General features: G+C 57.0%; 17 protein-coding genes. 6 read left to right on the top strand and 11 right to left on the bottom strand.

Annotation, left to right across the window (positions count from 1 at the left end; translation table 11 throughout):
• Positions 1-5: 5 nt before the first annotated feature.
• From brnQ to phoB, 5 genes are all read right to left on the bottom strand, one after another.
• On the bottom strand, positions 6-1331 hold the full coding sequence (gene brnQ, locus ACXKZG_RS17425; RefSeq protein WP_488875199.1) for a branched-chain amino acid transport system II carrier protein: 1326 nt from the start codon (positions 1329-1331) through the stop codon (positions 6-8).
• Between the two features lie 406 nt (positions 1332-1737).
• A complete protein-coding gene (locus tag ACXKZG_RS17430) occupies positions 1738-2841 on the bottom strand; it encodes a cobalamin-independent methionine synthase II family protein (RefSeq protein WP_013201002.1) in 1104 nt (367 codons plus the stop codon).
• 175 nt (positions 2842-3016) lie between these two features.
• Positions 3017-3943 carry a PstS family phosphate ABC transporter substrate-binding protein gene (locus tag ACXKZG_RS17435; protein WP_488875200.1) on the bottom strand — a complete coding sequence of 309 codons (927 nt, stop codon included), beginning with the start codon at positions 3941-3943 and terminating at the stop codon, positions 3017-3019.
• An 18-nt stretch (positions 3944-3961) separates the two neighbouring features.
• Positions 3962-5275: a phosphate regulon sensor histidine kinase PhoR gene (gene phoR, locus ACXKZG_RS17440; protein WP_338570845.1), complete on the bottom strand. Its 1314-nt coding sequence runs from the start codon at positions 5273-5275 to the stop codon at positions 3962-3964.
• A 23-nt stretch (positions 5276-5298) separates the two neighbouring features.
• Entirely contained in the window at positions 5299-5988 is a 690-nt protein-coding gene (phoB, locus tag ACXKZG_RS17445) for a phosphate response regulator transcription factor PhoB (protein ID WP_013200999.1), read from the bottom strand.
• Positions 5989-6187: 199 nt separating this feature from the next.
• Here phoB and sbcD point away from each other — a divergent pair, with 199 nt between their 5' ends.
• The gene (sbcD, locus tag ACXKZG_RS17450; RefSeq protein ID WP_488875201.1) at positions 6188-7411 is read left to right on the top strand and encodes an exonuclease subunit SbcD; all 1224 of its coding nucleotides are present in this window, start codon (positions 6188-6190) and stop codon (positions 7409-7411) included.
• Positions 7408-11082: an SbcC/MukB-like Walker B domain-containing protein gene (locus tag ACXKZG_RS17455; RefSeq protein ID WP_488875202.1), complete on the top strand. Its 3675-nt coding sequence runs from the start codon at positions 7408-7410 to the stop codon at positions 11080-11082. Before sbcD ends, ACXKZG_RS17455 begins: the two co-directional genes overlap by 4 nt.
• A 31-nt stretch (positions 11083-11113) precedes the next feature.
• Here ACXKZG_RS17455 and ACXKZG_RS17460 read toward each other — a convergent pair whose 3' ends face one another.
• Genes ACXKZG_RS17460 through ACXKZG_RS17470 form a run of 3 tightly spaced genes read right to left on the bottom strand, consistent with a single transcriptional unit; the run spans position 11114 to position 12807 of the window.
• Entirely contained in the window at positions 11114-11758 is a 645-nt protein-coding gene (locus tag ACXKZG_RS17460) for a DUF799 domain-containing protein (RefSeq protein ID WP_151038125.1), read from the bottom strand.
• Entirely contained in the window at positions 11758-12111 is a 354-nt protein-coding gene (locus ACXKZG_RS17465) for a DUF4810 domain-containing protein (protein ID WP_013200995.1), read from the bottom strand. The genes ACXKZG_RS17460 and ACXKZG_RS17465 overlap by 1 nt, the downstream gene beginning before the upstream one ends.
• Positions 12112-12129: 18 nt before the next feature.
• Positions 12130-12807 (bottom strand): CsgG/HfaB family protein, encoded by a 678-nt coding sequence (locus ACXKZG_RS17470; RefSeq protein ID WP_013200994.1) that lies wholly within the window; start codon positions 12805-12807, stop codon positions 12130-12132.
• A gap of 19 nt (positions 12808-12826) precedes the next feature.
• Here ACXKZG_RS17470 and ACXKZG_RS17475 point away from each other — a divergent pair, with 19 nt between their 5' ends.
• Positions 12827-12979, top strand: a complete 153-nt coding sequence (locus tag ACXKZG_RS17475; protein WP_488875203.1) for a hypothetical protein — start codon at positions 12827-12829, stop codon at positions 12977-12979.
• A 136-nt stretch (positions 12980-13115) separates the two neighbouring features.
• Positions 13116-13544 (top strand): cell envelope integrity TolA C-terminal domain-containing protein, encoded by a 429-nt coding sequence (locus ACXKZG_RS17480; protein ID WP_488875204.1) that lies wholly within the window; start codon positions 13116-13118, stop codon positions 13542-13544.
• Here the strand turns inward: ACXKZG_RS17480 and qhpR are convergent.
• The gene (gene qhpR / locus ACXKZG_RS17485; protein WP_371732183.1) at positions 13541-14608 is read right to left on the bottom strand and encodes an AraC-like transcriptional regulator QhpR; all 1068 of its coding nucleotides are present in this window, start codon (positions 14606-14608) and stop codon (positions 13541-13543) included. The genes ACXKZG_RS17480 and qhpR overlap by 4 nt on opposite strands.
• A 147-nt stretch (positions 14609-14755) precedes the next feature.
• Entirely contained in the window at positions 14756-15760 is a 1005-nt protein-coding gene (locus ACXKZG_RS17490) for a phosphotransferase enzyme family protein (RefSeq protein WP_488875205.1), read from the bottom strand.
• A gap of 238 nt (positions 15761-15998) precedes the next feature.
• Between ACXKZG_RS17490 and eat the strand changes: the two genes are divergently transcribed.
• Entirely contained in the window at positions 15999-17363 is a 1365-nt protein-coding gene (gene eat / locus ACXKZG_RS17495) for an ethanolamine permease (RefSeq protein WP_105759642.1), read from the top strand.
• A gap of 34 nt (positions 17364-17397) precedes the next feature.
• Here the strand turns inward: eat and mak are convergent, their stop codons facing one another.
• Positions 17398-18303 carry a fructokinase gene (mak, locus tag ACXKZG_RS17500; RefSeq protein ID WP_013200990.1) on the bottom strand — a complete coding sequence of 302 codons (906 nt, stop codon included), beginning with the start codon at positions 18301-18303 and terminating at the stop codon, positions 17398-17400.
• A gap of 144 nt (positions 18304-18447) precedes the next feature.
• Between mak and rdgC the strand changes: the two genes are divergently transcribed.
• Positions 18448-19359, top strand: coding sequence for a recombination-associated protein RdgC (gene rdgC, locus ACXKZG_RS17505; protein ID WP_488875206.1), 912 nt, complete (start codon positions 18448-18450; stop codon positions 19357-19359).
• Positions 19360-19372 lie beyond the last annotated feature (13 nt).

A 19372-nucleotide genomic window follows, 5' to 3' on the forward strand; every position in this document is an offset into this window, starting at 1 on the left:
TAAGACTATTTCTGCTGCGCGCTGACCTGCTCACGACTGCCGGAGACGCGGTCATACACGGCCACCAGTACCAGCATGGCCAGCGATGGCGGCAACCAGGCCAGACCTTGTTCTGCCAGCGGCAGATGCTGGGCAAACGCCGGCAGCAAATCTTTCCAGCCGGTGGTTTTGATCGCATCAACAATGCCGAACAGCAGGCTGACCAGCATGGTTGGCGCAATAATGCGGGTGTTTTTGTTCCACCAGGTCAGGGTAAAGCTCAGCAGCACCAGCACGATGCACGGCGGATAAATCGCGGTCAGCACCGGAATGGAGATGGCAATCAGATGGCTCAGGCCGAGGTTAGACACCACCATTGAGAACAGACCCAGCACAAACACCAGCTGGCGATAGCTCAGCGGCAGGTACTGCTCAAAGAACTCGGCACAGGCACAGGTCAGGCCAACTGCCGTCACCATGCAGGCCACAAAGATCAGCGCGGCGAGGAACACGCTGCCCATGCCACCGAAGGTCTGCTGAACATAGGCGTGCAGGATAGTTGCGCCGTTGGCACCCTGATCAACGATAGCTGAACTGTTGGAACCCAGCTTGAACAGCGCCAGATACACCAGCGTCAGGCCGACACCGGCAATCAAACCGGCCAGCACGGTATAACGCGTCAGCAATTTCGCGTCACTGACGCCACGCGAACGCGCTGCGTTGACAATCACGATGCCGAACACCATTGCTCCCAGCGTATCCATGGTCAGGTAACCATTGACGAAGCCGCTGGAGAACGCCGCATGTTGATACGCCTCGGTCGCCGGGGCCAGGCCGCCAGCAGGCCAGATCAGCGCCGCGATGCCCAATATCGCCAGCGCCACAATTTTCAGCGGCGCCAGGAAGTGGCCAACGGTATCCAGCAGTTTGCCGGGATACAGGGAAATGCCGATCACCAGCGAGAAGTAAATCAGGCTGTAGATAAACAGCGGCAGCCAGCCGTCACCGGTCAGTGGCGCGATGCCGACTTCAAACGAGACGGTTGCGGTACGCGGCGTGGCGAACAGCGGGCCAACGGCAAGGTAGCAAACGGTGGCCAGCACCAGTCCGGCTGCTTTACCGATAGGCGTACTCAGCGCATCCACGCCGCCGCCGACACGGGCCAACGCAATGACGGTGATCACCGGCAGACCGACGGCAGTGAGCAGGAAGCCGAGGGCCGCAATCCAGACATGTTCACCCGACTGGATGCCGACCATAGGCGGGAAAATGATGTTACCTGCACCCACAAACAGCGCAAAGGTCATAAACCCCAGTGCCAGGATGTCTTTGGAAGTTAAACGATTCGTCATAAGCAGAAAATTAGCCCGTACTGGTGTTAAGTGAAGTCGCGATGTCAGCTTCATCACCCTGCCTGCACTAAAAACGCCAGAATTTCAGACCGATACAGGGCGATTGTCTGTCCTGTGGTCACTCTGGTAGCGGATTTGCGCTGATTTTAATCTGTTTACAGGGGGATAACGTAAAAACGGCGCTAAGTAAACCGTTTATAGGGCAGAAAGGCAAGGCGGGATCGGAAAAGCAGAGCGATATGTTGCAAAAAAAGAACCAGCCAGTGTATCACTTCAGGTTATCGGCTGGATGCCTTACATGATTTGTATTTTATTTGTGCAACGCGGGGTTAATTTCTGCAGGGAATGGCCGGATGATGCACAAAAGGCGCGGAATTCCGCGCCTTTTACACAGGTTGATGCAGGGTTACCAGACGTCTTTGGCGATATCGACCACCAGACGCAGCTTCGCCCACTGCTGCTCTTCGGTCAGGCTGTTGCCCTCTTCAGTGGAGGCAAAGCCACACTGCGGGCTCAGGCAGATTTGATCGAGGCTGACAAACTGCGCCGCTTCGGCAATCCGCGCTTTCACCGTTTGCGGATTTTCCAGCTCACCGTTTTTAGTGGTGATCAGGCCCAGCACCACCTGCTGCTTGCCGGGTTTGATAAAGCGCAGAGGCTCGAAGCCGCCGGAACGCTCGTTGTCATACTCCAGGAAGAAGGCATCAATATTCACGGTGCCGAACAGAATTTCTGCCACCGGCTCATAGCCGCCTTCGGAGATCCAGGTTGAACGGAAGTTGCCGCGACAGACATGCAGACCAATGGTCAGATCGTCCGGCTTGCCTTCGATGGCTTTATTCAGCACCTGCGCATAGATGCGCGCCAGCTGTTCTGGATCGTCGCCGCGCTCGCGGATCTGGCTTTTCTGATCTTCAGAACAGAGGTAAGCCCAGACGGTGTCGTCGAGCTGAAGGTAACGGCAGCCGGCCGCATAAAATGCGCTTATCGCGTCACGGTAGACGGTGGCCAGATCGTCGAAGTAGTCGTTAAGATCCGGGTAAACGTTGGCGTCGATCGCCTTACGGCCACCGCGGAAGTGCATCACGCTTGGGCTAGGAATGGTCATTTTCGCCACCGCGTCGCCGCTGATACTTTTCAGGTAGCGGAAGTCTTCCAGCATCGGATGGTTACCGAAGGCGATCTTGCCGGTGACACGGATACCGTGGGCTTTGGTCTGCACGCCGTTGAACTGGATGCCCTGCTCAGACTCATAGCGCTCAACGCCTTCCAGGCCATCGAAGAAGTCAAAGTGCCACCACGCGCGGCGGAATTCACCGTCGGTGACCACCTTCAGTCCACAGGCGCGCTGATGAGTGACCACATCACGAATGGCTTCATCTTCAATACGACGCAGGGCAACGGCATCAATCTCACCCTTCTGGAACTGCTCGCGCGCCTGTTTGATGGCGGCGGGACGAAGGAAGCTGCCTACCACTTCGGCACGATACTGAGCTGAATCTCTTTGCATGTTGTGTCACTCCTGACCTGCGCACACGCGCATAATTTACCGGTGAAATTATCACGAATCGTTATTCTTAGACTTCTGGATGTCTATATGTCCAGACGCAAGAGTGTCATGAGAGCGACGCTGGCGCAAACGAGGATAATTCATCAGACATGAAAAAAATTCATCTTGGCCGGTGTTAACGATCCTCAATCAGCGCACGCGCCTGACTGACCTGCTCTGGCGATAACGGCAGATATCCCGCCTGGGTGACCAGCGCCTGGCCGTCAGCGGATAACACGTGATGAAGAAACGCGGCGGTAAGAGGTTCCAGCGGCTTGCCGGGTGGTTTATTGACGTACAGGTACAGCTTGCGGGCGTAAGGATAACGGCCGCTGCGAATATTGGCCGCATCCGGCGCCACCCAGTTCTGGCCATCGCGGGACACCGGTAATGTCTTCACGCCGCTAAGATGAATGCCCATGCTGGCATAGCCAATGGCATTCAGCGTGCCCGCCACGGCCTGCACCACCGCCGCAGAGCCGGGATATTCCCCGACATCATTGCGGAAATCGCCATTACACAGCGCCTGCTGTTTGAAAAAGCCCCAGGTGCCGGAAGCGGAATTGCGGCCAAAACGCTGCAAAGGACGGGACACCCAGCCCGGCTGGGTTAACTGCACATCGCCCCAGCGATGCACCGCGGAGAGCGCGCCACAGCGGCGGGTAACGGAAAATATCGCATCGAGCTGCTGCGTATTCAGACCCTTGATCGGGTTGTCCTGATTGACCACCACCACCAGCGCATCCATCGCCACCGGCACGGCCAGCGGTGGATAGCCATAGCGGTCCTCGAACAGCTGGCGCTCAACCGCCTGCATCGGGCGACTCATTGCGCCAATCTGCGCCGCGCCGGCCGCCAGCGAGGTGGGTGCGGTAGAGGAACCGGCGGCCTGCACCTGCACATTCACGCCCGGAAACTGTCGGTTAAAGCTATCGCCCCACAGCGTCATTAAGCTGCCAAGGGTATCCGAGCCAACGCTGGTCAGGTTACCGGCCAGCATCCCCTCTTGTGCCTGGGTGGTCAGGCTGAAACAGGCCAGCAGCATCAGAAACAGCTTTTTCATCACAGGGTTCCGCTACGATCATCGAACCGCATTCTGTGCCAACTCGCTGCTGACAATCAACCTTGGTGGTAAGGAGAAGCTGAAACAGGTCTCTTTGCCGGGCTGGCTGGTAATGTCCAGCCGGGTGTTGTGGTGGCTGAGCGCATGCTTGACGATCGCCAGGCCAAGCCCGCTGCCGCCGGTTTGCCGCGAACGGGCCTTATCGACGCGGTAAAAGCGTTCGGTCAGTCGGGGAATATGCTCTTGTGCAATGCCCGGACCGTTATCCTTCACCTTAAATTGCGCGCCCTGTGGGATTCTCAGCCAGCTGATATCGATGCGCGTGCCGGCCGGCGTGTGGTTAACCGAGTTGTACACCAGGTTTGAGATGGCGCTACGCAGCTGTTCATCATTGCCATACACTCGCAAATCTGCGTCCATCGTGAAGTGAATCTCGTGCCGGCCCTGGCTCAGGGTTTCCGCTTCACGCTGCAGCAGACGCAGCATCATCGGCACGTCGACTTTTTCCTGCAGATCCAGCGCCGGTGCGGCTTCAATCCGCGACAGGGTCAGCAACTGTTTCACCAGGCCGTCCATGCGGCGGGTCTGCTCCTGCATGGTGTGCAGGGCCTTGTCACGCAGCGGGCCTTCCATCACCGAATCGTTCATCATCTCCAGATAGCCCTGCAGCACCGTTAACGGCGTGCGCAGCTCATGGCTGACGTTAGCAAAGAAGTTGCGGCGGGCACCCTCAAGCTGATGCATCTGCGTGACATCACGGGCCACCAGCAGCCATTGCCCTTCCGAGTAGGGCATCACGCGGAATTCCAGCTGACGATTGCTGTTCAGCACCAGCGTCAACGGTCGGGTAAAATCGCGCTGCCGCACATAGCGGGTAAACTCGGGATAGCGCAGCAGGTTAAGGATGTTCTGACCATTGTCTTCCGGCCAGCGCAGTCCCAGCATCTGTTGCGCCAGGCCGTTACACCAGAAAATGGTGCCCTCTTCGGTGGTCAATACCACCGCATCAGGTAAGGATTCGGCGCCACTGCGAAAGCGTTTGATCAGATGGCCCAGCTCACGCCGACGCCGGCGATTTCTCGCCTGCATCTGGTAAAGGCCATAAAAGAGAGGTTCCCAGCTGCCGCGCCCCGCCGGTGGCGTCATGCTGCGGTCAATCCACAGCCAGTGGGATAAACGAAGTAAATTAGCGAAATGCCAGCCCAAAACGGCTAACACCGATACCAGTAGCAGCCAGGGCAGGTAGCCCACCAGCAGCCCCAAAATCAGGGCCGGAAGGCAGGCGAGCACCACTTCCAGCAACAATCTCTTCCAGGAGAGGCGTTCCAACACGGTGAAGACTCCAGTGCGAACGATCAGTAACGTGCAGAGAAACGGTAACCTGTTCCGCGAACCGTCTGCACCATGCGATCGTGCCCGGTCAGTTCCAGCGCTTTACGTAAGCGGCGAATATGAACGTCAACGGTACGATCTTCGACGTACACGTTAGTGCCCCAGACATGATTAAGCAACTGCTCACGGCTGTAAACCCGCTCAGGATGGGTCATAAAGAAATGCAGCAGCTTGTATTCCGTCGGCCCCATTTCCAGCGGCTGGGTGTCTGACATCACGCGATGAGACGAAGGATCCAGGCTCAGTCCCTGCATCTCAATCACTTCTTCCACCGCCATTGGCGAGATCCTGCGCATTACCGCTTTAATCCGCGCCACCAACTCTTTCGGCGAAAACGGCTTGGTAATATAGTCGTCAGCCCCCACTTCCAGACCGCGAACGCGATCTTCTTCTTCACCGCGCGCCGTCAGCATCATCACCGGAATGTCGCGGGTCATCGCTTCACGCTTTAAATGCTTGATAAACTGAATGCCTGAACCACCCGGGAGCATCCAGTCCAACAGGATCAAATCAGGCCAGGGTTCGATAAGCAAATTGACCGCACTGTCATAATCTTCCGCTTCTATCGGTTGATAGTCATTTTGCTCCAGCACGAAACACAACATCTCACGGATTGGGGCTTCATCTTCGACTACCAGAATACGCTTAGCCATTATTGCTCCTGCTACTGTGACGGAATGTCACTGGATTTGCGGCGTCATTATGCGTCAGTTTTATGACAGTTTTATGAAAAAAGCACGGCCCGGGCCGCCGTTTTATAACACTTTTGTGAAGGTTACAGTCATTCAGACTGGGGTTTTACGCGTTGCTGTTTATAATCGTCGACTCTGCCTTGCGCCTTAAAGGGATCTCATGCGAATTATCCACACGTCAGACTGGCATCTGGGCCAATTTTTTTACACCAAAAGCCGCGCCCCGGAACATCAGGCTTTTACAGACTGGCTGCTGGCTCAGGCGGTGGAACATCAGGTGGATGCCATTATCATCGCGGGGGATATTTTCGACACCGGTTCGCCGCCCAGCTATGCGCGCGAGCTGTATAACCGTTTCGTGGTCAACCTCCAGCAAACCGGCTGTCAGCTGGTGGTGCTGGGTGGCAATCATGATTCCGTCGCCACGCTGAATGAATCGCGTGAGCTGCTGGCCTGTCTCAACACCCGGGTGATCGCCGCGGCCAGTGACGATATCGCCCAGCAGGTGGTGATCCTGAATAAGCGCAATGGCGAACCTGGCGCGGTCCTGTGCGCCATTCCCTTCCTTCGCCCGCGTGACATCACCGTCAGCCAGGCCGGTCAGTCTGGCCATGAAAAGCAGCAGAGCCTGCTGGAGGCCATCACCCAGCATTACGATCGCTGCTGGCAGGCGGCGCAGGCCGAGCGGCAAAGGCTGGATTTACCGTTGCCGATTATTGCTACCGGCCATCTGACCACCGTCGGCGTGACCAAAAGTGATGCGGTACGCGATATCTATATCGGCACGCTGGATGCTTTTCCGGCCCAGGCATTTCCCCCGGCGGATTACATCGCGCTCGGTCATATCCACCGCGCGCAGCGCATCGCCAACACGGAGCATATTCGCTACAGCGGCTCCCCGATTCCGCTCAGTTTTGACGAGTTGGGCAAAGACAAAAGCGTGTTTCTGGTCGACTTTGCCGACGGCAAGCTGAGCCAGGTTGAAACGCTCTCCGTCCCGCTGTTTCAGCCGATGCAGATGATCAAAGGCTCGCTGGAGGAGATTGAGCAGCAGCTGGCCGCGATTGCGCCGCGTGAAGATGGCAAGCCGGTGTGGCTGGATATCGAGATTTCCACCCAGGCGTGGCTGAACGACCTTCAGCGGCGTATTCAGGAACTGACCCAGGAAATGCCGGTGGAGGTGGTGCTGTTGCGCCGCAGCCGCGAGCAACGGGAACAGGTTATCGACCGGCAAAACAATGAAACCCTCAGCGAACTCAGCGCGCAGGAGGTGTTTAGCCGCCGTCTGGCGCTGGAAGAAAATGAACAGCCTGAACGGCTGGCGCGGGCGACGGCGCTGTTCACCCTGACGCTGGCAGAAATTGATGATGAGGTGCAACCGTGAAAATCCTGACGCTGCGGTTTAAAAACCTCAACTCGCTGAAAGGCGAATGGAAGATAGATTTTACCGCCGAGCCCTTTGCCAGCAACGGTTTGTTTGCCATTACCGGCCCGACCGGCGCGGGAAAAACCACCCTGCTGGATGCCATCTGCCTGGCGCTGTACCACGAGACGTCGCGGCTGGGGAAACTCTCGCAGACGCAGAACGATTTGATGACCCGCGACACCTCAGAATGTCTGGCCGAGGTTGAATTTGAAGTGAAAGGCGTGGCCTGGCGGGCATTCTGGAGCCAGAACCGCGCACGCGGCGCGGTGGATGGGAATCTGCAGGCCCCGCGCGTCGAGCTGGCCCGCTGTGATGACAACAAAATCGTCGCCGATAAGGTGAAAGACAAGCTGGATATGCTGACCGCGCTGACCGGGCTGGATTTCGAGCGTTTCACCAAATCGATGATGCTGTCGCAAGGGCAGTTTGCCGCCTTTCTGAATGCCGATGCCAACAGCCGGGCAGAGCTGCTGGAAGAGCTGACCGGCACCGAAATATACGGTCGCCTGTCCGCCAACGTCTTTGAACGGCATAAAAACGCCAAAGTGGCGCTGGATACGCTGCGTGCGCAGGCCAGCGGCATGGCGCTGCTCGACGAAGAGCAACTGCAGCTGCTAACAACCCAGTTAGCGCAGCTGGTGTCGGATGAGCAGGTACTCACTTCGCAACATCAGCAGCACAGCCTTTTATGGCAATGGCAGCAGCAATATCACGCGGCCTTGCAGGCGCTGAAAGCGGCCGAAGACGATCATCAGCAGGCCGAAAGCGCCTGGCAACAGGACAGCAGCGAGCTGGCCCGTCTGGTTCAGGCCGAACCGGCAGAAAAACTGCGCCCGCTCTGGCAACAACGCGAACAGTATCAGCAGGATGCGCATCAGCTCAGCGTCCAGCTTCAGAGCCTGTCCCAGCAAAAGGATCGGGCTCAGCAGCAGATGACCGGCTTAACTCAGCAGCTGAAAGCGGCCGATGAGGCACGGCAACAGCATGAAGCGCATCGCCAGCAGCAGGAAACGGTGATTACCGACAGGGTGCTGCCGCTGGATAACCGCATCGCCACGCTGGACCAGCAAAACCAGCTGCTCGAAAAAGAGGTCAGTGAGTACCAACAATCTCTTACTCGTCGGCAGGATGCCCTGCAACAGAACCAGAAATCCCAGGCTGAGAAGCAACTTCAGCAGCAGCAAACCCGCCAATGGCAGCAGGCACATCCGCACTTTTCCGGCTGGGGTGCCTCCCTTCCCCTGTGGCGCGTGCGCTTTGAGCAGCAGCATCAGAGCGAACTGGCGCTGACTGCACTGCAGGCACGCAGTGCACAACAGGCCGCTCAGGTGGTTCAGCAGGAACAGCATTACACCGCGCTCGATCGGCAGATACAGCCTCAGCAACAGCAGCTGGAACAGGCCAAAACCCGCTGTGATGAAGCTGAAAAATTGCATCACCAGCGTCAGCTGCAGCATCCGGAAGATCGGCTGCAGGCCTCGCTGGCCCAGCTCAGCCAGCAACGTCCACTCCGACAAACCCTGGCGCTGCTGATCCCGCAGTGGCAGCAGTTGCAGACCCGCATGCAGCGACAGCAAACCAGCCAGGCAGAGGGTCAGAAACAGCTGAAGCTGACCGAACAGCAACTCGAGGTGCTGCGCGCCAACTGGAAAGAGAAGCATCAGCACTGGCAGGATCTGGAGAAGCGCTGCGAGCTTGAGAGGCGCATTGCCGGGCTGGAGCAGCAGCGTGCCTTACTGGAAGCCGGTCAGCCTTGTCCGCTGTGTGGCGCGTGCGAGCATCCTGCAATTGCCGACTATCAGGCCCTTGAGCCGTCAGAAAATCAGCAGCGGCTGGTCAAACTGAAAGCCGAGGTCGATAGCCTGAAAGATCAGGGCACGGCGACGCGGGAACAGTTGAAAAACCTGCAGCAGCAGGCGGAGAAAGAGCAGCAGCTGCGGGAAGAGAACGATCGTGAAGCCGCACAGTTACAAAGCCAGTGGCAGACCGCAGTCGATGGCCTGGCGTTAACCCTGACGCTGGCAGACCGGGAAGAAACGCAGCAATGGCTGGCCGCTCAGGACCAGTCAGAAACTGAGGGTCAGGCTAACTTACTCAGCCTGCAGCAAAGCGCGCGTGAACTGCAACAGCAGAAGGATGCGCTGAACCAGCGGCAGAATGAGCTGGCAGCTTTGCAGCAGCAGCAACAGCTGGCAGGTCAGCAACTGCTTACTACCCGACAGGCGCTGAGCGAGCTGGAGCAGCAGCATAAACAGCAGCAGGCCGCCGTGCAGCAGCAGCGCGACGACCTGCAGGCCTCGCTGGCCGAATCTGCGCTGACGCCACCCGAGCCGGGCAGCCATGAAAGCTGGCTGGCCAGCAGACAAGATGAGTGGCAGCAGTGGCTGAAAGCGGAGCAGGCGCTAACTGACCTGTTGCCACAGCTGACGACCCTTGCCACTCAGCAGCAGGCATTGAGCGATGAAATCGGCCGCGAAAAATCGCGCCTTGCGGAACTGGCACTGCGCCTTAACACCGAAGCTGAATCGCTGAGCGAATTGCGAGCCCAACGCCTGCAGCTATTTGGCGAGCAGGCGACTTCAGCGGTGCAACAGCAGCTGCGTCTGGATTCTCAGCGTCACGCAGAAAGCAGCCAGGCCTGCCTGCAACAGTGGCAGACAGAGCAGAACCAGTTAAATACACTGACCGGACAGCATAACTCACTATCTGAGCAGTCGGTTGCGCTGGCACGACGGCTTGAAAATGCTCAGCAATCGTTGAATACCGCACTGGCCGCCAGTCATTTCAGTGATGAAGCGGCCTTCACTGCGGCATTGCTGGATGAAGAGCAGACGCTGAAACTGCGTGCGTTGCAAAAACAGCACGACCAGCGTCGCCAGCAAACCAGCGTATTGCTGCAACAGGCGCAAAAAACCCGGGATCGGCATATTGAGCAGAAACCCGCCGAACTCACGGAGCAGACTGAGGCGTTAAGTGAAGCGGTCAGCCGGCTGGCGAACCTGCTGAAAGAGAATAATCGCCAGCAAGGGGAAACCCGCCAGCAGCTGACCAGCGATGCCGCGCGTCGCCAGCAGCAGCAATCGTTACTGGAACAAATCCGGCAGAACGAACAGGAAGTGGAAGACTGGGGCTATCTCAACCAGCTGATCGGTTCCCGCGAAGGGGATAAATTCCGTAAGTTCGCCCAGGGACTGACCCTTGATCACCTGGTATGGCTGGCGAACAACCAGCTGAACCGGCTGCACGGACGCTATCTGTTGCAGCGTAAATCGAAAGAGGCGCTGGAGTTGCAGGTGGTGGATACCTGGCAGGCAGATTCACTGCGCGATACCCGCACCCTGTCCGGCGGCGAAAGCTTCCTCGTCAGCCTTGCGCTGGCATTGGCGCTGTCGGACCTGGTCAGCCATAAAACCCGGATTGAATCCCTGTTCCTCGACGAAGGTTTTGGCACGCTGGATGCGGAAACGCTGGACAGTGCGCTGGACGCGCTGGATGCCCTGAATGCCAGTGGCAAAACGATTGGCGTGATCAGCCACGTGGAAGCGATGAAAGAACGCATCCCGGTGCAGATCAAGGTCAGGAAAGTCAACGGATTGGGTTACAGCAAGCTGGAAACGCCCTCGGCGTAAAGCGGGCGCCTGGAAGGCGCCCGATGATGACTTACAGGGTCGGCGATTTCGCGCGCGGCCCTTTTAAAATGCCGCCATTGTCATTGGCGCTCAGCAAACGGGCACTGGTGACAGAGGCCACGGTATGCGCCTCATCGCTGACGTTGTTGACGATCTGCTTCACCGCAGCGGCAACCAGCATCCCCACCAGTCCCTGGTTATTGTTGTTTTCGTTGTTCGCCGCGGTGGCCAACCCACTCCAGATTTGCGTGCCGGTGCGCAAATCCACCAGTCTGGCAGTGGCCGTCACCTGGGTCACGCTGTCTACCACAATGTACTTGGTGCCGTACGAGGTGATATCGATGTACAGCGCCGCATCCGCATTGAAGATACTGCGCAACTTAGCCGCGCTGACGCCACGAATGTCGGTGGCATTGGTCAGGCCGTTCTGATTAAAGGTCTCTTCCACCACGGCGACCGGGAAGACGTAGTAGCCCGATTCCGCCAGCGGCTGCGTTACCAGCGAGGCAAAACTGTGGGCGGCATTGATATCCGTGGTGCGATTTTCCGCAGGCAGCACCAGAATCGAGGCCGGCTTGCTGGCTCGGAACGCGGTGTAATCATAAGGCGTTTTTTTGGCGCAGCCGGTCAGGGCCAGCACCGCCAGGACGGCGGAAATAACTAAAATTTTCTTCATTAATTTGCTCCCTGCTTATTACGCATCAGAAAGTCCATATAGTGAGCGGATTCTGGAAACGCGGTTTTCTCGGCGTTAAATTGCTCGAATGCCAGATCCGGATGACCGGTATCGACATACAACAATCCCAATTGTGCGCGCAGGCCTGGCGCTACCGGTTTATTTTTGGCGTGGGCTTGCTGAATAACCGCATTAAGCGTCTCAATTTCTTTTTCAGGTGCCGCACTTTTCTGGTAATAGCTGTAAAGCGAGGGCTGATAGTCACCCCAATAATAGATATTGCTACTTTTTTCGGCGCAGGCCGTCAATAACAGCGCGGTTGTCGCGATTAGCAGTGTCTTATTAATTCGCATTGTATTCCCTTCCCTGAGTTATTTAGCTGCGCGCCATGCGCCGGACTCCAGTCCGCTGACCAGATGATTTACCGCTTCACGCATCGCCAGATCGATCACCTTGCCATTCAACGTTGAGTCATAGCTGGCGGTGCCGCCAAAGCCAATCACTTCACGATTTGAAAGCTGATATTCGCCCGCGCCCTGCACGGAATAAACCACTTCAGAGGTGGCCACATCGACGATGTTCAGGTTCACTTTCGCGTAAGCAACCTGCGTTTTACCCCGACCCAGAATACCCCACAGCTGCTGATCGCCGACTTCCTTGCGTCCGAATTCGGTGATATCACCGGTCACCACATAGTCCGCACCCTTGATGGTCTGCGCGCTGCGCTTGTAGCCCGCTTCAGCCTTCAGCTCATCCAGGTTGGCGCGATCCAGCACGTTAAAGCGGCCGGTTTGCTGCAGGTGGGTGATCAGAATCGTTTTGGACTGATTGCCCAGACGATCGACGCCATCCGAGAAGATGCCGTTCATATACGCAGAGCGGTTATCGAACTTACCGACCGCGATGGGGCTTTTAGCGCCCTGCCAGGCCGGTTGCGTGGCAGCAGTCACCTGAGGCGCTTCAATGGCACGCGAGGATTCAGTCGCGCAACCGCTGAGCATGGCGCTACTTAATAAGGTCAATGCGAGGACGTTAATATAAGGTTTCATTTCTGTTCCATGAATTAAGGTGAAAACCCGTCTGACGGCTTTATTTACGGCAAACCTGTTGCCCTACTTCCCGAAGCACTTAATAAAAACAGGCATAATTTACGCTGGAAAAGGAGAATTGAAAAATAATTTATTCCCGTTATTAAGTAAATTCCCTGCCGGTTTGTTTTAATCTGAGAGAATATTTCCGCTGAAGTAGAGATTTATCTGTAAAGAGTCTGACGGCGAAAAAAGAGTCAGCCAGCAAGAAGCTAACAGGATAAACTATCGGCTGGACGTCAGGATTCTTTAGAAATAGTGATGAATAAATGAAAATGAATCGGCACAAAATGGCATGGGCGTTGGCGGCAACGGCGATGACGACGCTGCTGGCCGGCTGTCAGTCAGCCAAAAATACTCATCAAAATGCCCCGGCGACGGCGCAGGAAATGCAGGCGTTTGCTGACCAGCAGTGCACAGCCGCCACTGCAGAAATGTCTGAGGAAGACTGCCGCTACTACGCGAAAATGCAGTACGGTATTCAGCGCAATTTTTATGACCACGCGCGTTATGTCGGACGCGAATGCGTGCTGACCATCAGCTGGAAACAGAATGGGCGGTATAGCGTGTTGAGTACGTCGGGCGATGAGCAGCTGTGTAAGAAAGCCTGGGGTGTGGTCAGCAGCGCGGAAAATCTGCCCGCGCCACCAAAAAAATTTCCCAGCGAAATTATTCTCGACTTTAAGCCGGCCGCTTAACCCGCCAACTCGTCCTGCCGCCACTGACGTGGGCTGATGCCAAACCAGCGGCGGAAGGCGCGGGAAAATGCGCTGACTTCGGAATAGCCCAACAGCAGCGCCATCTCTGAAATTGGCAGCTGGCGCTGTTGCAGATAGTGCTTGGCCATTTCGCAACGCACCTTGTCCACCAGCGCGGTGAAGCTCAGGTTTTCATCGCGTAGCCGCCGTTGCAGCGACCAGCTCGACAACCCCATTTTTTCAGCCACCTCTTCCAGCACCGGCTCACCTTTCAGCAACACCAGATGCACCTGCGCACGGGCCTGATCGACAATATTTTGTTGTGGCGTGGCGCTGTTCAGGCGGCGGATCGCATCCTGCATCACCATTAACAGCATCGGATCGCTGTCCGGCATCGATCGTGCCAGATCGCGTTTCGGGATCAGTAATGAATTGAAGGGTTGATCAAAATAGACCGGCGCATCGAACACTTTGCAGTGCTCATGCCATTGTGAAGGCCGTGGATGCTCGAAATGGACCTCTCTGGGTGCCCAGTTTTTACCCGCCACGTGGCGAATAAGGTTCATAAACATCCCCAGCGTCAGTTCAGCATCCTGACGGCGACAGAGGATCGCACCGTGGCGCACCTGATAATCCAGCCGCCAGCAATCCCCTTTATCAACCAGCCGGGTGAGCGTGTCGTGCTGATGATACGGAAAGGCATTCACCACGTTCTGCAACGCCTGTTCCAGCGTCGCCGAACACAGGCCGACATAACCAATCAGACCTAATGACTGCGGTTTAAACTGCTTGCCGTAGTGCAAACCGAAGTTATCAAAACCTGAATAACGCGCCGCTTCTTCCATCACGCGACAGTAGTTGATCAGCCCAAGGCTCAAGGTCGGACTGGAAAGCAGTTCGGGATCGATGCCGCTGACGCCAAAAATGCGATCGACATCGCCGCCCTTCTCACTGATAAAACTGCTCAGGCCGCTGGCCGCCGCCGCCAGAACCCCACGATTACTCACGGCGCTGGCATTCAGCGCCGTTGCCATGTCAGGCTGTCTGATAAGACCGGTTTCCATCATCGTCGCCTCGGCGTAGAAAATATGCTGCTAATGCAGCAATATTCATACCAACCTCGTCGGTGACGTTTAAAAACAAGGTGTTATGACAGGACAATCACGGGCAGATGCGGTACCCGCAGCATGCCTGCCCGTTCTGGGTGCAACTCAGGCGCCAACCGGAAGCTCGCGGGCCTCCAGATAGCGGCGGCACAGCCGCACAGAATGATCCGCCCACTGCGGGCCAAGACTGTGCGCCATCTCGGTTTCGGCATGGGATCCGGCCCACGCCATCAGCTGGATGCGGCGCTGGATCAGCAGGGTTGGCAGCATCGCCATCTCTTCATCACTGATATGGGCAATCTGCTCGTAGCCTTTGATCCAGTGATCCACCCACTCCGCTGCACGAGGATGGTGCTCGACAAAACTGATCGCTGCCGCAAGATCGTGCAGATACCAGCCCATGCCGCAGTCGTCGAAGTCGATCACCCGCGTCTCGCCTTTGTGCAGCAGCAGGTTGGTCAGCCGCAGATCCGCATGGATCAAGCCGTAACGCGAGGCGTCTTTACCGAAGATCGTCAGATCGCTACCGACCCGGGCGATCGCTTCTTCCACCACCGGACGATCCTGCAGGCGCAGATTCGGCACATCGCGCCAGTCGCCCCAGTGACTCTGCGGGCTGACCATCGTCTGGTGATCCCAGATGATGCGCTGGAATCCCGCCGGCTTCTGCCAGCTTTTGCTGTGCTGATGCAGGCGGGCGGTGATATGGCCTAACTGCTGGAAGGCACGCGGATCGACCTCGGTGGTCGGCATCTCGCCTTCAATCCAGTCAAACAGCACCACATGGCGCTCGCTACCGTCTTCCAGTTGCAGCGTCTGCACGGTCTGACCCTCTTTATCCGGCACCGCCTGCGGCACCACGATGCCGGTTTCCCGCAGCGCATCGAGCCAGTGCAGTTCACTTTCAATATCCGCACGCTGATGATAATTGCCGCGATGCAGGCGCAGCGCGTAGCGTTTGCCACCGGCCTGCAGTAAAAACGTGGCGTTCTCTGAGCGGCAAAGCAGGCTCAGCGTTCCCTGTAAGGCTGCGGGATAACGGGTGAGCGTGCGCTGAGCAAGGTTTAGCAGCGCGGCTGTATCCAGGTTGTCATATTGCGTGGCAGTCATAGTCTGGCTCCGTAATGGTTGGCTGTCGGTTACCCGCCGTGTGATACCAGCATGGCGTCACCTGCCTCTGACCCGCTTGACCGCAGATGACCCTCTTTTGACTTTAGCGTGCATCTGGCGCTTTTTTTGCTTCTGAGTTGACAGCAGAGCACAAAATTCCTTACGCCAGCGTCAAGTTTTCCGGCGGGCCACGGCTGCATTATCGACTGACAATAAAACTCATCACGGGGAATGCGTTATGACAGGCAAACTGAAGCCCACTCTGGGCACAATACATCTGTGGGGCATTGCGGTAGGTCTGGTGATTTCCGGCGAATATTTTGGCTGGAGTTACGGCTGGGGTGTGGCGGGAACCTTAGGATTTCTGGTCACCACCGCGCTGATCGCCCTTATGTATACCTGTTTTATTTTTAGCTTTACCGAACTGACCACGGCGATCCCGCATGCCGGTGGCCCTTTTGCTTACAGCCGTCGCGCCTTTGGCGAAACCGGTGGCCTGATTGCCGGTATGGCAACCCTGATTGAGTTCGTCTTTGCCCCGCCAGCCATTGCGATGGCTATCGGCGCCTATCTCAACGTGCAGTTCCCCGATCTGAATCCGAAATATGCCGCGGTGGGCGCCTATATCATCTTTATGACGCTGAATATCCTCGGCGTTAAGCTGGCGGCGATGTTTGAGCTGGTGGTGACGGTGTTAGCGGTGCTTGAGCTGCTGGTGTTTATGGGCGTGGTGGCGCCGGGCTTCAGCGTGGCCAACTTTGCCGCCAATGGCTGGTCGGGTGGCGAGCATTTCGGACTGCCTGCGCTTTCCGGGATTTTTGCCGCTATCCCGTTCGCTATCTGGTTCTTCCTCGCCATTGAAGGGGCCGCGATGGCCGCTGAAGAAGCCAAAGATCCGAAACGCACCATTCCGAAGGCCTATATCAGCGGTATTCTGACGCTGGTGATCCTGGCCATTGGCGTGATGCTGCTGGCCGGCGGTGCGGGTGACTGGCGTAAGCTGTCGGACATCAACGATCCGTTGCCGCAGGCGATGAAAATGGTGGTGGGCGAAAACTCCGGCTGGATGCATATGCTGGTGTGGATTGGGTTGTTTGGCCTGGTGGCGAGCTTCCACGGTATTATTCTGGGCTATTCCCGCCAGTTCTTCGCCCTGTCCCGCGCTGGCTATCTGCCTGCCGGACTGGCTAAGCTGTCCCGCTTCCAGACGCCACACCGCGCCATCATTGCCGGTGGTTTGATTGGCATTGCCGCGATCTTCAGCGACAGCTGGATTAACCTGCAGGGCATGACGCTGACCGCCGCGATGATCACCATGGCGGTGTTCGGTGCCATCGTGATGTATATCATGAGCATGCTGAGCCTGTTCCGACTGCGCCGCACTGCGCCAGAGCTGGAGCGTAGCTTCCGTGCGCCGGGCTACCCAATCGTTCCGGGCATTGCGCTGGTACTGGCCGTGGTCTGCCTGATTGCCATGCTGTGGTTTAATGCGCTAATTGGGGCCCTGTTCGTGGCCTTTATGGTGGCAGGCTATATCTACTTCCTGATGACCAAAAACCAGCGTGCCAACGCGCCGCGTGATGCGATGCTGGCAGGCGAGTAAGCAAGAAAAAGGGCCGACCATCGGCCCTGATTTTTTACTGCGGCCAGAGCCAGGCGGCGCCACGTACGCCACTTGAATCGCCGTGAACCGCTTTACGCAGCGGGGTTTCACACTCTCCGCCAAACACCCACTTCTTCATCAACTGCGGCACCGTCTGATACAGACGGTCGTTATTGCTCATGCCGCCGCCCATCACAATCATTTCCGGATCGAAAATATTGACGATGTGCGCCAGCGATTTTGCCAGCCGCAGCTCATAACGGCTCATCGCCAGCTCCGCAACCGGATCCTGCTGCTCCAGCAGCGTGATAATCTCCGCGCCTTTCAGCTCCACGCCGCTCAGGCGGTGATAGTCCGTGGCGAAGCCGGTGCCGGAGATAAAGGTCTCAATGCAGCCCTGTTTACCGCAGTAGCACGGCACTTCTTCGCGGTAACGCAGCTCATCTTCATCCATCCATGGCAGCGGATTATGCCCCCACTCGCCCGCATTACCGTTGCCGCCAATGTGCGCCTGACCGTTCAGCGCCACACCCGCACCACAGCCGGTGCCGATAATCACCGCAAACACCGTCTGCTTCCCTGCCGCCGCGCCATCCACCGCTTCGGAGACCGCCAGGCAGTTAGCGTCATTGGCGATCCGCACCTCACGGTTAAGCATTTTTTGCAGGTCTTTATCCAGCGGCTGCCCGTTGAGCCAGGTCGAGTTGGCGTTCTTCACCAGCCGCGTGTAGGGAGATAGCGTTCCCGGAATGCCGATGCCGACCGTGCCCTGCTCACCGGTCTTCTCTTCGGCCAGCCTGACGAGGCCGACAATGGCATCCAGCGTCTGCTGATAATCATCACGCGGCGTGGGCACGCGATGACGGAACAGCGTCTCGCCGGATTCAGCAAGTGCTATCACCTCAACTTTAGTTCCACCTAAATCTATCCCGATACGCACTTGTTATTCCTCATTATTTGACGGTCATCGTCTTACCTTAGAAGGCCGGAGGCGGAAAGGCAATGAAACCCCGCCGCCGATTCGCTATCATGCGCGCTGACTTTGAATTAGCGCGCCTGATGCGCGCCCGAGAGGGAAAGCATAATGCTGTGGTTTAAGAATTTAATGGTATATCGTCTGAATCGCGAGATCCCACTGGCGGTTGACGAGATGGAAAAACAGCTTGAGGCATTCTCTTTCGCTCCCTGTGGCAGCCAGGATATGGCAAAAACCGGTTGGGTTTCGCCAATGGGCCCGCGCCATGATGCATTTACCCACGTCAATAATGGCCAGATCCTGATTTGCGCGCGCAAAGAAGAGAAAATCCTGCCTTCCACGGTAATCAAACAGGCGCTGGAAGCTAAAATCGGCAAGCTTGAAGCCGAACAGCAGCGCAAACTGAAAAAGACCGAAAAAGATTCGCTGAAAGATGAAGTGCTGCACAGCCTGCTGCCACGCGCCTTTAGCCGTTTCAGCCAGACCTTCCTGTGGATTGATACCGTTAACAACCTGATCATGGTTGACTGTGCCAGTGCCAAAAAAGCCGAAGATACGCTGGCGCTGCTGCGCAAGAGCCTCGGTTCGCTGCCGGTGGTGCCACTGACGCTGGAAAGCCCGATTGAGCTGACCATGACCGAATGGGTGCGTTCAGGTGAAACGCCGGCCGGGTTCGCACTGATGGACGAAGCCGAGCTGAAAGCCTTGCTGGAAGATGGCGGCGTGATCCGCTGTAAGAAGCAGGATCTGGTGTGCGATGAGATTGCTAACCATATCGAAGCCGGCAAACTGGTGACCAAACTGGCACTGGACTGGCAGGAGCGCGTGCAGCTGATCCTTTCCGATGATGGCTCGCTGAAGCGTCTGAAGTTTTCAGACACCCTGCGTGAACAGAATGATGATATCGATCGGGATGATGTTCAGGCGCGATTTGATGCCGACTTTATTCTGATGACCAGCGTGCTGGCGGCGTTGGTGAGCAATACGATTGAAGCCCTGGGTGGCGAAGCGCAGCGTTAAGCGAATGCATTAA

The organism is Erwinia sp. 2186 (assembly GCF_057812255.1).

Bases quoted from the DNA above. Each gene is read 5' to 3' on its own strand.
- brnQ (WP_488875199.1), bottom strand. From the start codon at position 1,331: ATGACGAATCGTTTAACTTCCAAAGACATCCTGGCACTGGGGTTTATG.
- ACXKZG_RS17430 (WP_013201002.1), bottom strand. From the start codon at position 2,841: ATGCAAAGAGATTCAGCTCAGTATCGTGCCGAAGTGGTAGGCAGCTTC.
- ACXKZG_RS17435 (WP_488875200.1), bottom strand. From the start codon at position 3,943: ATGAAAAAGCTGTTTCTGATGCTGCTGGCCTGTTTCAGCCTGACCACC.
- phoB (WP_013200999.1), bottom strand. From the start codon at position 5,988: ATGGCTAAGCGTATTCTGGTAGTCGAAGATGAAGCCCCAATCCGTGAG.
- sbcD (WP_488875201.1), top strand. From the start codon at position 6,188: ATGCGAATTATCCACACGTCAGACTGGCATCTGGGCCAATTTTTTTAC.
- ACXKZG_RS17460 (WP_151038125.1), bottom strand. From the start codon at position 11,758: ATGAAGAAAATTTTAGTTATTTCCGCCGTCCTGGCGGTGCTGGCCCTG.
- ACXKZG_RS17465 (WP_013200995.1), bottom strand. From the start codon at position 12,111: ATGCGAATTAATAAGACACTGCTAATCGCGACAACCGCGCTGTTATTG.
- ACXKZG_RS17470 (WP_013200994.1), bottom strand. From the start codon at position 12,807: ATGAAACCTTATATTAACGTCCTCGCATTGACCTTATTAAGTAGCGCC.
- ACXKZG_RS17480 (WP_488875204.1), top strand. From the start codon at position 13,116: ATGAAAATGAATCGGCACAAAATGGCATGGGCGTTGGCGGCAACGGCG.
- qhpR (WP_371732183.1), bottom strand. From the start codon at position 14,608: ATGGAAACCGGTCTTATCAGACAGCCTGACATGGCAACGGCGCTGAAT.
- ACXKZG_RS17490 (WP_488875205.1), bottom strand. From the start codon at position 15,760: ATGACTGCCACGCAATATGACAACCTGGATACAGCCGCGCTGCTAAAC.
- eat (WP_105759642.1), top strand. From the start codon at position 15,999: ATGACAGGCAAACTGAAGCCCACTCTGGGCACAATACATCTGTGGGGC.
- rdgC (WP_488875206.1), top strand. From the start codon at position 18,448: ATGCTGTGGTTTAAGAATTTAATGGTATATCGTCTGAATCGCGAGATC.